Origin of the sequence: Streptomyces cyaneochromogenes, from assembly GCF_003963535.1 — a bacterium.
In the GTDB taxonomy this organism is placed as follows: Bacteria; Actinomycetota; Actinomycetes; order Streptomycetales; family Streptomycetaceae; genus Streptomyces; species Streptomyces shaanxiensis.
Genome location: NZ_CP034539.1, coordinates 8,538,146 through 8,551,542 on the forward strand (window position 1 = coordinate 8,538,146; position 13,397 = coordinate 8,551,542).

A 13,397-nucleotide genomic window follows, 5' to 3' on the forward strand; every position below is an offset into this window, starting at 1 on the left:
AGGCGCATACGCCGCGCGGCGGAGCCCCCCGCTCGGGAAAGCCGATCCCTCCGCCCGGGGAAACACAAGCCAAAGCCCCGTCCGGGAAGCCGCCCCCGCTCCGGTGAGCGCACGCGCCGCTCCCCGTCGTCGACTAGTCCTCCGTCTCCGACTCCGCCAGCCGCACGGTCCGCTCCGCCAGCTCGCTGATCCGCACCCCGTCGAACCCGAACACCGCACTGCGCACGGTGTCCTCCAGCGGCGCGGTCCACTGGTCCGGGATCGTCTCCGCGCCGGTCAGCACACCGGCCACCGAACCCGCCGTCGCCCCGTTGGAGTCGGTGTCCAGGCCGCCGCGCACAGTGAGGGTGATGGTGCGGGTGAAGTCGCCGTCGCCGTAGAGCAGGCCGGCGGTGAGGACGGCCGCGTTCGGGACGGTGTGGATCCAGCCGAGCCCGGCGGTCTCCTCGGCGACCGTGGTGAGGGTGTCCTCCCAGGTCATCCGCGTGTCGTGGAGCGAGACGACCCGGCGTACGGTGCGGGCGAGGCGGCTGCTCGCCGGGATGACGGTGAGTGCCTCGTCGACCGCCTTGCGGACCGTCGGCGCCGTGAACGCCGCCGCGATCAGCGCCGCCGCCCACATCGCGCCGTACACGCCGTTGCCGGTGTGCGACAGCACCGCGTCCCGGCGGGCGAGGGCGGACGCGCGGCGCGGGTCGCCCGGGCAGGTCCAGCCGTAGATGTCGGCCCGGATGAGGGCACCGATCCACTCCTGGTACGGATTGTCGTACGTGGCGGTCACCGGCGGCTTCAGACCGTTCGCGAGGTTGCGGTACGCCGCCCGCTCAGCCGTGAAGGTCTGCAGATACGGCAGCCGCAGCAGCCACAGCTCGCCGACCTGCTCGGTGCTGAAGCCGAAGCCGTGGGTCTCCAGCAGGTCGAGGCCGAGGATGGCGTAGTCGACGTCGTCGTCGCGGCAGCTGCCGTGGATGCGGCCGCGTACGCACTGGCGCCACTCGGGGCGCAGCTCGAAGCCGTCGTCCTCGCTGGCCGGCTCGGGCAGGTAGTCGGTGAGCGGCAGGGCCGCGGCCTGCCGCAGATAGCGGTCGATACGGTCCCGCGTCCACAGGTCGCCCTGCTCGACCGGCTTGCCGAGCATGTTGCCCGCGATCCGGCCCAGCCAGCCTCCGAGGATGCGGTCGGCGAGCTCTGGCTCAGTGCCCACAGGGGTCATAGGACCGGTTTACCCAATTCCGGACTCCCGCACAGGGAGGGCGTAGCAGGTTCTCAAGGTCCGGTCAGCGCATGACGGCGGGGGCTTCCTGCGGTTATGGTCGCAGCGGCGCGACTGGCCCGACGTGCGCGGGCCCGGAGAGCAAGGGGAAGACAAGGTGGCGGACGCTGCAGTGAACGGTGCCCACAGGGTGCTCATCGCCGCGGACAAGTTCAAGGGCTCGCTCACGGCCGTGCAGGTCGCCGAGCGGGTGACGGCCGGTCTGCGCCGGGTCGTGCCCGGCCTCGAGGTCGAGGCCATGCCCGTGGCCGACGGCGGCGACGGAACCGTGGACGCGGCGGTCGCGGCCGGTTTCGAGCGCCGCGAGGTACGGGTCGCCGGGCCCCTCGGGGACGAGGTGACGGCGGCGTTCGCGCTGAGCGGCGACACGGCGGTCGTGGAGATGGCGGAGGCGAGCGGCCTGCAACGGCTGCCCGCAGGCGTCTTCGCGCCGCTCACCGCGTCCACGTACGGCTCCGGGGAACTCCTGCGGGCCGCGCTGGACGCCGGTGCCCGCACGATCGTGTTCGGCGTCGGCGGCAGCGCCACGACCGACGGCGGTGCCGGGATGCTGACCGCGCTGGGCGCGCGGTTCCTCGACGCGGCCGGGGAGCCGGTGGCGCCGGGTGGCGGGAGCCTGGGCGACCTGGCCACCGCCGACCTGTCGGGCCTGGATCCGCGCCTCGAATCCGTCGAGCTGGTGCTCGCCAGCGACGTCGACAACCCGCTGACCGGCCCGAAGGGTGCCCCGGCGGTCTACGGCCCGCAGAAGGGCGCCTCGCCGGACGACGTGGAGACGCTGGACGTCGCCCTCGCGCACTTCGCGAAGGTGCTGGGAGAGTCCGTCGGGCCCGAGGCGGCCGAACACGCGGCCGCGCCCGGTGCCGGCGCCGCGGGCGGTATCGGTTACGGCGCCCTCCTCCTCGGTGCCCGCTTCCGTCCCGGCATCGAGGTCATGCTGGACGTCCTGGGCTTCGCGCCCGCGCTGGAGCGGGCGACGCTGGTCATCACCGGTGAGGGCTCCCTGGACGAGCAGACACTGCACGGCAAGGCCCCGGCCGGTGTCGCCGCGGCGGCCCGGGCGGCCGACAAGGAGGTCGTCGCCGTGTGCGGCCGCCTCGCGCTGGCGCCGGAGGCCCTTGGCCGGGCCGGGATCCGGCGGGCGTACCCGCTGACGGAGGCCGAGCCGGACGTGGCCAAGTGCATTGCGGACGCCGGACCGATTCTGGAGCGGGTGGCGGAGCGGATCGCGGAGGACTTCCTGGGCTGAGGCCGGGGATTCCTTTCGCCCCGCCGCCCCTACCCGTCCCGTCCCCGGGGGCTGCCGCCCCCGGACCCCCGCTTCGGCCCCGAAAGGGCCTCGTCCTCAAACGCCGGACGGGCTGAAATTTGCCTGGTCCGGCGAAATCTGGCCCGGAACAGAAGGGGCCCCGAGCCAATCAGCTCGGGGCCCCTTCAGTGACGTAGAACCGCTACGGCAGCTGCGCCGCCCGCGCCTCACGCCGGTTGTCGCGGAAGTTGTTCACCCGGCGGGCCGTGGCGAACAGCGGGATCACCGCGCCCATCACCAGCTGCAGCGCACAGCCGGTCTGGAGCAGCAGCTGGCCGCTGGGGGCGTCGAAGGCCCAGGCGGCGAGCAGCCCCATGCTGACGACGATCCAGGCGAGCATCGCCACCGCGAGGCGCCCCCGCGGCTTCGGGTACTCGACCCGGCTCACCATCAGCCAGGCGGTGCCGAGGATCGCCAGCAGCGTCGCCACGAAGGGCAGCTCCAGCAGGACGATCGAGACCACCGTCAGCGCGCCGAACGGCGAGGGCATCCCCTGGAACATGCCGTTCGGCACCGTCACGCACGAGAATCTCGCCAGGCGCAGCACCACGGCGAGCAGAACGACGATCGCGCCGACCGCCGCCACCCGCTGGTGCGCGTCGTTGGCGACCATGCCGTAGACCAGCACGAAGTACGCCGGGGCCAGGCCGAAGCTGATCAGGTCGGAGAGGTTGTCCAGCTCCGCGCCCATCGGGGAGGAACGGAGCTTCCTCGCGACCAGGCCGTCGAACAGGTCGAAGACCGCCGCGCAGAGCATCAGGATGACCGCCGTGGCCGCGCTGTGGCGGGCCATGCCGGTTTCCTCGCTGCCGGTGAGGTGCGGGATCAGGATGCCGGTGGTGGTGAAGTACACCGCCATGAAGCCGCACGTGGCGTTGCCGAGAGTGAGGGTGTCCGCTATCGACAGGCGCAGAGAGAGGGGCATCTCCTCCTCTTCGTCCACCTCGTCGGCGTCCGGCACCCAGCCCGGCTGAGTCTCAGGATCAATCACGGTCAATGCGAGTCACCCCAGCCACGGTCTTCTGCCCGACCTCGACCGCGACCTCCACGCCCTCGGGCAGGTAGATGTCGACACGGGAGCCGAAGCGGATCAGACCGATACGGTCGCCCTGCTCGACCTTCGTGCCCTGCGGGATGTAGGGGACGATACGGCGGGCCACCGCGCCCGCGATCTGGATCATCTCGATGTCACCGAGTTCGGTGTCGAAGTGCCAGACGACGCGCTCGTTGTTCTCGCTCTCCTTGTTGAACGCCGGAACGAACCCGCCCGGGATGTGCTCCACGGAGGTGACCGTGCCGGAGAGCGGCGCGCGGTTCACGTGGACGTTCAGCGGGCTCATGAAGATCGCGACGCGGGTACGGCCGTCCTTCCACGGCATGATGCTCTGCACCACACCGTCGGCGGGCGAGATGACCCGGCCCTGGGCGATCTCGCGCTCGGGGTCGCGGAAGAACCACAGCATGCCCGCCGCGAGAGCGGTGGCGGGCACGGCGACGGCCTTGGCGACGCCGGAGCGGCGTGCGCGCAGCAGGCTGACGGCTGCGGTGGCGACGGTCGGGAGAAGCCACGGCGATGCTCCGCGCGCGAGGCGTACGCCGCCGACCTGGCTGTCGCGTGGTGCAGAGGTTTGGCTGTGGGGCATGGATGACCTTCGTAGCGGATGATGCCGCGCGGTATCAGGGGACGGCGGCTTTCCCGGGATCGTACCGGTCGCGGGCCACAACTGGGCAAGCCAGGAAGCCGAGTCGGCCGCCGAAGAGTGTTGACGGGGTGTGATCTTCTTCTCCAAGAAAACACCCCGAACCCGGACAATCAGCCCTGGAACCGATACTCTTCGAGCAACCGGCGACCGATGATCATTTTTTGGATCTCGGCAGTACCTTCACCGATCAGCAGCATCGGAGCCTCACGGTAGAGGCGCTCGATCTCGTACTCCTTGGAGAAGCCGTAGCCGCCGTGGATCCGGAAGGCGTCCTCGACGACCTCCTTGCAGTACTCGGAGGCGAGGTACTTCGCCATCCCTGCTTCGAGGTCGTTTCGTTCTCCGGAGTCCTTTTTGCGTGCCGCGTTCACCATCATGGCATGGGCGGCCTCGACCTTGGTAGCCATCTCGGCCAGCTTGAACTGGATGGCCTGGTGCTGGGCGATCGGCTTGCCGAAAGTGTGGCGCTGCTGGGCGTACTGGACACCCAGTTCGAAAGCACGCTGAGCCACGCCACAGCCACGCGCAGCCACGTTGACGCGCCCGACCTCGACGCCGTCCATCATCTGGTAAAAACCTCGGCCGGTGACGCCGCCGAGTACGCGATTGGCCGGAATGCGCAGGCCGTCCATGATGAGCTCGGTCGTGTCGACGCCCTTGTAGCCCATCTTGTCGATCTTGCCGGGGATGGTGAGGCCGGGGCGGACCTCACCGAAGCCGGGCTCCTTCTCGACGAGGAAGGTCGTCATCGACTTGTGGGGCGCCGTGCCCTCGGGGTGTCCTTCGTCACTTCGGACGAGAACGGCGACCAGACTTGACGTTCCGCCGTTCGTCAGCCACATCTTCTGGCCGTTCAGGACGTACTCCTCGCCGTCCTTCACCGCCTTCGACGTGATCGCCGACACATCCGAGCCGAGGCCCGGCTCCGACATCGAGAAGGCGCCGCGGATGTCGCCGGCCGCCATCCTCGGCAGGAAGTGGTCCTTCTGCTCCTGCGTGCCGTGCTGCTTGAGCATGTACGCCACGATGAAGTGCGTGTTGATGATGCCGGAGACCGACATCCAGCCGCGGGCGATCTCCTCGACGCACAGGGCGTATGTCAGGAGCGACTCGCCCAGACCGCCGTACTCCTCGGGGATCATCAGGCCGAACAGGCCCAGTTCCTTGAGGCCGTCGACGATCTGCTGCGGGTACTCGTCGCGGTGCTCCAGCTCGGTCGCGACCGGAATGATCTCCTTGTCCACGAAGTCGCGGACGGTGGAGAGGATCTCCTGCTGGATGTCGGTCAGACCGGCGGTCTGGGCGAGTCGCGCCATGGCTACTTCTCCTGCTCCTTGAGCTCGGGGCGGCCGGGCTGCTCGCCGCCGCGCTCCTTGATGTACGTCTCGGTGGGCACCATCACCTTGCGGCGGAACACGCAGACCAGCGTGCCGTCCTGCTTGTAGCCCTTGGTCTCGACGTAGACGATCCCGCGGTCGTTCTTCGACTTCGACGGCCACTTGTCGAGCACGGTCGTCTGGCCGTAGATCGTGTCGCCGTGGAAGGTCGGCGCCACGTGCTTGAGCGACTCGATCTCCAGGTTGGCGATCGCCTTGCCGGAGATGTCGGGGACGCTCATGCCGAGCAGCAGCGAGTAGATGTAGTTGCCGACGACGACGTTCTTGCCGAAGTCCGTCGTCTTCTCCGCATAGTTCGTGTCCATGTGGAGGGGGTGGTGGTTCATGGTGAGGAGACAGAACAGGTGGTCGTCGTACTCAGTGACCGTCTTGCCCGGCCAGTGCTTGTACGTCGCCCCGACCTCGAACTCCTCGTAGGTGCGTCCGAACTGCATCGCGCTCAGGGCTCCTTAGTTGTCGGGGGTCTCGAACTTGCTGGTGCGCTGCATGCCGGCGGCGCGGCCCTTGCCGGAGATGACGAGCGCCATCTTGCGGCTGGCCTCGTCGATCATCTCGTCGCCGAGCATCGCGGAGCCCTTCTTGCCGCCCGCCTCGGACGTGTAGTAGTCGTACGCGTCCAGGATCAGCTCGGCGTGGTCGTAGTCCTCCTGAGAGGGCGAGAAGATCTCGTTGGACGCCTCGACCTGGCCCGGGTGCAGCACCCACTTGCCGTCGAAGCCGAGCGCGGCGGCGCGCTGGGCGACCTCGCGGTAGCCGTCGATGTTGCGGATCTGGAGGTAGGGGCCGTCGATCGCCTGGAGGTTGTTGGCGCGGGCGGCCATCAGGATCTTCATCAGGATGTAGTGGTAGGCGTCCGCCGGGTAGCCGGGCGGCTGCTCGCCCACGACCAGCGACTTCATGTTGATCGACGCCATGAAGTCGGCCGGGCCGAAGATGATCGTCTCGACGCGCTGGGAGGCGGTCGCGATCTCGTTGACGTTGTTCAGGCCCTGGGCGTTCTCGATCTGCGCCTCGATGCCGATCTTGCCGACCTCGAAGCCCATCGTCTTCTCGATCTGGGTGAGGAGGAGGTCCAGGGCGACCACCTGCTGGGCCGTCTGCACCTTCGGCAGCATGATGCAGTCGAGGTTCTGGCCGGCACCCTCGACGACCGTGACGACGTCGCGGTACGTCCACTCGGTCGTCCAGTCGTTGACGCGCACGACCCTCGTCTTGCCGGTCCAGTCACCCTCGTTGAGGAACTTGACGATGGTGTGCCGCGCCTCGGGCTTGGCGAGCGGCGCGCACGCGTCCTCCAGGTCGAGGAAGACCTGGTCCGCCGGGAGGCCCTGCGCCTTCTCCAGGAAGCGGGGGTTGCTTCCCGGTACCGCGAGACACGAGCGGCGGGGACGCAGACGGTTGACGGTCATGCGGGGACCTCCAGGGGGTCGAGCTTGTTCGCTTTCCGGATCTCGTCGACGATGCGGCCGATGATTCCGGTGATGTCGAAGTCCTTCGGGGTGAAGACGGCGGCCACTCCGGCGGCCCGGAGCTGCTCGGCGTCACCATTCGGGATGATGCCACCGGCGATCACGGGTATATCTGTGGCACCGGCCACACGGAGCCGTTCCAGCACGTCCGGCACCAGCTGGGCGTGCGAACCGGAGAGGATCGACAGGCCGACCGCGTGCACGTCCTCGGCGAGGGCCGCGTCCACGATCTGCTCCGGGGTGAGCCGGATGCCCTGGTAGACCACCTCGAAGCCGGCGTCACGCGCGCGTACGGCGATCTGCTCGGCGCCGTTGGAGTGCCCGTCCAGGCCGGGCTTGCCGACCAGGAAGCGGAGCTTGCCGACGCCCAGGTCCTTCGCCGTCAGGTCGACCTTGCGGCGGACCTCGGACATGGCCGAGCCCTCCTCGGCGGGGACGGCCACCGGAGCGGACGAAACCCCCGTCGGCGCCCGGAACTCGCCGAACACCTCGCGCAGGGCCCCGGCCCACTCGCCGGTCGTGACCCCGGCGCGGGCGCACTCCAGGGTGGCCTCCATGAGGTTGGCGGTGCCCTTGGCGGCCTCCTTCAGCTTCTCCAGCGCCTTGCACGGGCGCGGGTGGTTGAAGGGCGGCTGGTACCGGGTGTCGCGCCAGTGCTGCAGCCCCGCGATGACACGGGCCTCGACCGCCGGGTCGACCGTCTGGATCGCCGTGTCCAGGTCGGCGGTCAGCGGGTTCGGCTCGGTCGTCTCGAAGATGTTGACGCCGATGATCTTCTCCTGCCCGGACTCGATACGAGCCCGGCGCTCGGCGTGCGAGGAGACCAACTGCGACTTGAGGTAGCCGGACTCGACGGCGGCCATCGCGCCGCCCATCTCCTGGATCCGCTCGATCTCCGCGAGCGACTCCTCGACCAGCTTGCTCACCTTCGACTCGATGACGTGCGAGCCCTCGAAGATGTCCTCGTACTCCAGCAGGTCGCTCTCGTGCGCCAGCACCTGCTGGATGCGCAGCGACCACTGCTGGTCCCAGGGCCGGGGCAGACCCAGCGCCTCGTTCCAGGCGGGCAGCTGCACGGCACGCGCGCGTGCGTCCTTCGACAGCGTCACGGCCAGCATTTCCAGCACGATCCGCTGGACGTTGTTCTCCGGCTGCGCCTCGGTCAGACCGAGGGAGTTGACCTGGACGCCGTACCGGAAGCGGCGCTGCTTGGGGTTCTCGATGCCGTACCGCTCGCGCGTGACCTGGTCCCAGATCCGCCCGAACGCCCGCATCTTGCACATCTCCTCGATGAAGCGGACACCCGCGTTCACGAAGAAGGAGATACGGGCCACGACGTCCCCGAACTTCTCGGCGGGGACCTGCCCTGAGTCGCGTACGGCATCGAGAACCGCGATCGCGGTGGACATCGCGTACGCGATCTCCTGGACCGGCGTGGCGCCCGCCTCCTGCAGGTGGTAGCTGCAGATGTTGATCGGGTTCCACTTCGGGATGTGGGAGACCGTGTACGCGATCATGTCCGTCGTCAGCCGGAGTGAGGGCCCCGGCGGAAAGACATGGGTTCCACGCGACAGGTATTCCTTGACGATGTCGTTCTGGGTCGTGCCCTGGAGCTTGGTGATGTCCGCGCCCTGCTCCTCGGCCACGACCTGGTAGAGCGCCAGCAGCCACATGGCGGTGGCGTTGATCGTCATCGAGGTGTTCATCTGCTCCAGGGGGATGTCCTGGAACAGCCGGCGCATGTCACCGAGGTGCGCGACGGGCACGCCGACCCGGCCGACCTCGCCGCGGGCGAGGATGTGGTCGGAGTCGTAGCCGGTCTGCGTGGGCAGGTCGAACGCGACCGACAGGCCGGTCTGCCCCTTGGCGAGGTTGCGCCGGTACAGCTCGTTGGACGCCTCGGCCGTGGAGTGACCGGCGTAGGTCCGCATGAGCCAGGGCCGGTCCTTCTCCCGCTTGCCTTCGGCGGGCTGACGCTCAGTCATCTATGACCTCGGGTGTCTCAGATGTTGCGGAAGCGGTTGATGGCGTCGATGTGCTTGGCGCGCATCTCCTCGTCGCGCACGCCGAGGCCCTCCTCGGGGGCCAGGCACAGCACGCCGACCTTGCCCTGGTGGAGGTTGCGGTGCACGTCGAACGCGGCCTGGCCGGTCTCCTCCAGGGAGTAGACCTTCGACAGCGTCGGGTGGATCTTGCCCTTCGCGATGAGCCGGTTGGCCTCCCAGGCCTCGCGGTAGTTGGCGAAGTGCGAGCCGATGATCCGCTTCAGCGACATCCACAGGTAGCGGTTGTCGTACTCGTGGTTGTAGCCCGAGGTGGAGGCGCAGGTGACGATGGTGCCGCCCTTGCGCGTGACGTAGACCGAGGCGCCGAAGGTCTCGCGGCCGGGGTGCTCGAAGACGATGTCGACGTCCTCCCCGCCGGTGAGCTCGCGGATGCGCTTGCCGAAGCGCTTCCACTCGCGCGGGTCCTGCTCGTGCTCGTTCTTCCAGAACTTGTAGCCCTCGGCGTTGCGGTCGATGACCGCCTCGGCGCCCATCGCCCGGCAGATGTCGGCCTTCTGGGGGCTGGAGACGACACAGATCGGGTTGGCGCCACCGGCCAGGGCGAACTGCGTGGCGTAGGAGCCGAGTCCGCCGGACGCGCCCCAGATGAGGACGTTGTCGCCTTGCTTCATGCCGGCGCCGTTGCGGGAGACCAGCTGGCGGTAGGCGGTGGAGTTGACCAGACCGGGGGAGGCGGCCTCCTCCCAGGAGAGGTGGTCCGGCTTCGGCATCAGCTGGTTGGACTTCACCAGCGCGATCTCCGCCAGGCCGCCGAAGTTGGTCTCGAAGCCCCAGATGCGCTGCTCGGGGTCGAGCATCGTGTCGTTGTGACCGTCGCTCGACTCCAGCTCCACGCTCAGGCAGTGCGCGACGACCTCGTCGCCCGGCTTCCACGAGTTCACACCCGGGCCGGTGCGCAGGACGACGCCCGCGAGGTCGGAGCCGATGATGTGGTACGGCAGGTCGTGGCGCTTGGCCAGCTCGCTGGTGCGGCCGTAGCGCTCCAGGAACCCGAAGGTGGACAGCGGCTCGAAGATCGAGGTCCACACGGAGTTGTAGTTGACGCTCGATGCCATGACGGCGACCAGGGCCTCGCCCGGGCCGAGCTCAGGCAGCGGGACGTCGTCCAGGTGGATCGACTTGCGCGGGTCCTTGTCGCGGGTCTCCAGGCCCGCGAACATCTCCGTCTCGTCCTTGTGCACGGTGATCGCGCGGTACGACTCGGGGAGCGGCAGAGCGGCGAAGTCGTCCGGCGTCGAGTCCGGCGACTGGATCGCGTCCAGGATGTCCTTCACGGTCACGGTGTTGCCTCCGGCGATGCGCACCCTGAGGGAGGGGTGCTGAGGGTTACGTCGGTGCTGCTGAGGGTTTTGTGGATGTGCCGTCGGTTCGGCGGTGTGGTGCTGTTCGGCAGCGCTTTGTTGGCGCGGGAGGTTGCCTGTGACGCAGGCGCCGGGCGCGCAGGCCCCGGGAGGGGCTTGCGGGGACAGCCGGCGTACGAAAGGTCTCTGCACGCCGGCCGCCCGGACTCCTTCAACGTATGACACCGCGTGTCACCTGACAAGGCACTGAGTGCCAGAACTTGCCCTCAGATGAAATCTTTACGTAACAAATGAGCGATGATCGATCAAAGCTACCGGTGAGTAGGTGCTAATCGGGCGCTATCGGTCACCAGTCGTCGCCGATCGGTCGCCTGGAGGGCATCGGCCGGACATGCCAGGTACATGGTCATCGCGGTACGCGGTTCCAGGCCCCCGTCGGCTCAGCTACTCGATCTTCGCCGGCCGGTAGAGGCAGGGTGTTGCGGTGCACGCCGAGGCGCTCCGCGGTCCAGGCGAGTTGGAGGACCGCCTTCCGCCCAGGCGATGAGCGACTCCCGCAGCACCGGCGGTTCCTCCCGCCCCGCAGTCCCGCGAGGACCGCGGCCGCGTGCCGGGCGCGTGCCTGGCGCGTCCGTGTCGTACGGCCGTGGCCAGCAGCTGGGGCGCGCGCAGATCGGCCACGGTGAACCGGCGCCCGGCACGCAGTGCCGGCATCGCGTCCCGGCTCGCCGATCCGGCCCGAGCCTCGGCATCGTGCCGCTCGCCGAGGTGCTCGCCCCGCGCGGAGTGCCGCTCGACGAGCCGCTCCGGACGGTGGCCGGTCGAAGCGTGCAGGACGGCTGTGCCGGTCGGCGGCGGGCTCCCCGGTCTCGGGCCGGCCGCCCGGGGCGGGTTCCTGATGGAGCGTCAATGGGACGTGGATCTCGGACAGTTCGGTGACTCGCTGGCCGAGGGGCTGTTGCGGGGCGGTGCCGAGCTGGTGGTGGGTGCGTGGGTGACCGCGTCTGGTCCCCGGACGTGTGCGCTTCGCCGGGGGAGGGGGTACGGATCGAGGTCGCCGCCGGGAAGGGCTACAGCTTCTCCGTGCCGGCCGAATGGCTTGCCGCGGTGGCTGGTGCACCTGGGCTCCGCGCAGGGGTCAAGGGGGTGCGGGTCGCCGGGACGATGGAGTTCGACCGGACCCGGATTTCTTCCGGCAGAGCCGGGTGGGGGCGCTGGTGGCGGCCGCGTGGCCGCGTCTGCCGGGCGCCGACGAGAGCGGCGGGAGCAGGAGTGGATGGGCCCGCGCCCGATGCCCCCGGACGGGCTGCACCTGGTCGGACTGGTGCCCGGGCCGTCCCCGCGTCCCGTCGGCCACCGGCCACCGGCACAACATGTTGGCCCGGGCGCGGGACGGCTGGTGATGCGAGAGGCGGAACCAGGTCGGCGGTGAGGCTCGCGCCGGGTCGGACGGGTTCGGCGTTGGCGCTAGGTCCCGTCCGGCGGATCAGGGGGCCCTAAGCGGCCCTGGCGCGTCGGCTGCGGCGCGGGGCTGCCGCGATATGCAGCCCCGCCGCGTGCGCGCGACCAGCCACAGCTGGACCGAAGCCGCCGGTCGGCCGATCCCACTTCCCCCGGAGGCGACGCCCGCTCAGACCCCCAGCCCCAGCAGGGCCACCTGCAGCGGCAGTGCGGGCTCTTCGGGCAGCGCCGGAGGCTCCTCGCCGCGGCCCGTGTGCGTGGGCGGGACGGCCCGCAGCCCGCGTATACCGTCGGCGGCCCACTTGGCGTCCGTCGCGGGCAGGGACAGCGTCATGCGCCGCCCGTCGGCCAGCGTGGCTTCGAGCTTGGTCGGGTCGTTCGCCTGCATGGCAACTCGCTTCCGTCGCACACCGTGAAGATCCACCTTCGACATGGAGGACGGATGAGCCGACGCGATGGTTCCCGCCGGCAGCCCCGCGATGACGTCCTAGGCCCGCTCCTTCAGCGCCTGTTCGATCGTCCGCATGACCTCGTCGAGCGGCGCGTCGGTCCTGGCCACCGTCACCAGCACCTCCCCCTGCGTGGCCACGGAGGCCGGCGACGTACGCGGCGCGGTGTCCCGCCCGGCCCCGATGCCCGTCCCGAACGTCCTCCGTACGATCGCGAAGGCATGGTCGAGCTGCGTCTCCACGTCGCCCTGGCCGCCCGCGCGCAGCCAGCGCCGCAGGACGTGGTTGTGCGCGGTGACCACCGCGGACGCGGCGACCTCGGCCAGCAGCGGGTCGTCGTTGGCGTCGTCGTCGTGCGCGTGCTCGTCGAAGTGGCCGAGGAGATAGCGGGTGAAGAGGCGCTCGTAGCGAGCCACCGACGCGATCTCCGCCTCACGCAGGGTGGGCACCTCGCGCGTGAGCTTGTAGCGGGCGACCGAGATCTCCGGCCGGGCCGCGTACATCTTCATGACTTCCTTGATGCCACGGCACACGGTGTCGAGCGGGTGCTCGTGCGCGGGGGCCGCGTTGAGCACCGCCTCCGCGCGGATCAGCGTGTCGTCGTGGTCCGGGAAGATCGCCTCTTCCTTGGAACGGAAGTGGCGGAAGAACGTGCGGCGGGCGACCCCGGCCGCGGCCGCGATCTCGTCGACGGTGGTCGCCTCGTACCCCTTGGTCGCGAACAGCTCCATCGCCGCGGCCGCCAGTTCGCGGCGCATCTTGAGCCGCTGGGCCGCCGCGCGACTGCCTGCGGCACTTTCCGGCGTGTCGGGCGTAGCTGGTGTACGTGAGGACTTGGCGGGCTGGGACATGACCCGAACGTACTGCATGTCCGCAGCTTGATGCGCATGCACGGGGGTTCCCCCGCCCTGGGCGGGCGGGGGCCCTCCGGCCGGGTCGAGCAGTCCGCCCCAGTCCCGGTCGCCTCTG

General features: G+C 69.6%; 11 protein-coding genes. 1 reads left to right on the forward strand and 10 read right to left on the reverse strand.

Going from position 1 to position 13,397, the window contains the following annotated elements:
• Positions 1-133: 133 nt before the first annotated feature.
• Positions 134-1,213, reverse strand: a complete 1,080-nt coding sequence (locus tag EJ357_RS38635) for an ADP-ribosylglycohydrolase family protein (RefSeq protein WP_126396293.1) — start codon at positions 1,211-1,213, stop codon at positions 134-136.
• Between the two features lie 172 nt (positions 1,214-1,385).
• Here EJ357_RS38635 and EJ357_RS38640 point away from each other — a divergent pair, with 172 nt between their 5' ends.
• Positions 1,386-2,522, forward strand: a complete 1,137-nt coding sequence (locus EJ357_RS38640) for a glycerate kinase (RefSeq protein ID WP_126400579.1) — start codon at positions 1,386-1,388, stop codon at positions 2,520-2,522.
• Between the two features lie 202 nt (positions 2,523-2,724).
• On the opposite strand, the gene pssA is transcribed toward EJ357_RS38640, so the two are convergent.
• From pssA to EJ357_RS38685, 9 genes are all read right to left on the reverse strand, one after another.
• A complete protein-coding gene (gene pssA / locus EJ357_RS38645; RefSeq protein ID WP_126400582.1) occupies positions 2,725-3,543 on the reverse strand; it encodes a CDP-diacylglycerol--serine O-phosphatidyltransferase in 819 nt (272 codons plus the stop codon).
• A gap of 22 nt (positions 3,544-3,565) precedes the next feature.
• Positions 3,566-4,225: a phosphatidylserine decarboxylase gene (locus EJ357_RS38650; protein WP_003996602.1), complete on the reverse strand. Its 660-nt coding sequence runs from the start codon at positions 4,223-4,225 to the stop codon at positions 3,566-3,568.
• A gap of 170 nt (positions 4,226-4,395) precedes the next feature.
• Positions 4,396-5,601 carry an acyl-CoA dehydrogenase family protein gene (locus EJ357_RS38655; RefSeq protein WP_031475707.1) on the reverse strand — a complete coding sequence of 402 codons (1,206 nt, stop codon included), beginning with the start codon at positions 5,599-5,601 and terminating at the stop codon, positions 4,396-4,398.
• Positions 5,602-5,603: 2 nt separating this feature from the next.
• Positions 5,604-6,116 carry a MaoC family dehydratase gene (locus tag EJ357_RS38660; RefSeq protein ID WP_030948303.1) on the reverse strand — a complete coding sequence of 171 codons (513 nt, stop codon included), beginning with the start codon at positions 6,114-6,116 and terminating at the stop codon, positions 5,604-5,606.
• Positions 6,117-6,131: 15 nt separating this feature from the next.
• Entirely contained in the window at positions 6,132-7,091 is a 960-nt protein-coding gene (locus EJ357_RS38665; RefSeq protein WP_126396294.1) for an HpcH/HpaI aldolase/citrate lyase family protein, read from the reverse strand.
• Positions 7,088-9,136, reverse strand: coding sequence for a protein meaA (locus tag EJ357_RS38670; RefSeq protein WP_126396295.1), 2,049 nt, complete (start codon positions 9,134-9,136; stop codon positions 7,088-7,090). Before EJ357_RS38670 ends, EJ357_RS38665 begins: the two co-directional genes overlap by 4 nt.
• Positions 9,137-9,153: 17 nt before the next feature.
• On the reverse strand, positions 9,154-10,497 hold the full coding sequence (gene ccrA / locus EJ357_RS38675; RefSeq protein WP_126396296.1) for a crotonyl-CoA carboxylase/reductase: 1,344 nt from the start codon (positions 10,495-10,497) through the stop codon (positions 9,154-9,156).
• Between the two features lie 1,651 nt (positions 10,498-12,148).
• Positions 12,149-12,367, reverse strand: a complete 219-nt coding sequence (locus EJ357_RS38680; RefSeq protein WP_126396297.1) for a hypothetical protein — start codon at positions 12,365-12,367, stop codon at positions 12,149-12,151.
• Between the two features lie 99 nt (positions 12,368-12,466).
• Entirely contained in the window at positions 12,467-13,279 is an 813-nt protein-coding gene (locus tag EJ357_RS38685) for a TetR family transcriptional regulator (RefSeq protein ID WP_188142313.1), read from the reverse strand.
• Positions 13,280-13,397: the final 118 nt, after the last annotated feature.

Bases quoted from the DNA above. Each gene is read 5' to 3' on its own strand.
- EJ357_RS38635 (WP_126396293.1), bottom strand. From the start codon at position 1,213: ATGACCCCTGTGGGCACTGAGCCAGAGCTCGCCGACCGCATCCTCGGA.
- EJ357_RS38655 (WP_031475707.1), bottom strand. From the start codon at position 5,601: ATGGCGCGACTCGCCCAGACCGCCGGTCTGACCGACATCCAGCAGGAG.
- EJ357_RS38665 (WP_126396294.1), bottom strand. From the start codon at position 7,091: ATGACCGTCAACCGTCTGCGTCCCCGCCGCTCGTGTCTCGCGGTACCG.
- EJ357_RS38660 (WP_030948303.1), bottom strand. From the start codon at position 6,116: ATGCAGTTCGGACGCACCTACGAGGAGTTCGAGGTCGGGGCGACGTAC.
- EJ357_RS38650 (WP_003996602.1), bottom strand. From the start codon at position 4,225: ATGCCCCACAGCCAAACCTCTGCACCACGCGACAGCCAGGTCGGCGGC.
- EJ357_RS38680 (WP_126396297.1), bottom strand. From the start codon at position 12,367: ATGCAGGCGAACGACCCGACCAAGCTCGAAGCCACGCTGGCCGACGGG.
- EJ357_RS38670 (WP_126396295.1), bottom strand. From the start codon at position 9,136: ATGACTGAGCGTCAGCCCGCCGAAGGCAAGCGGGAGAAGGACCGGCCC.
- EJ357_RS38685 (WP_188142313.1), bottom strand. From the start codon at position 13,279: ATGTCCCAGCCCGCCAAGTCCTCACGTACACCAGCTACGCCCGACACG.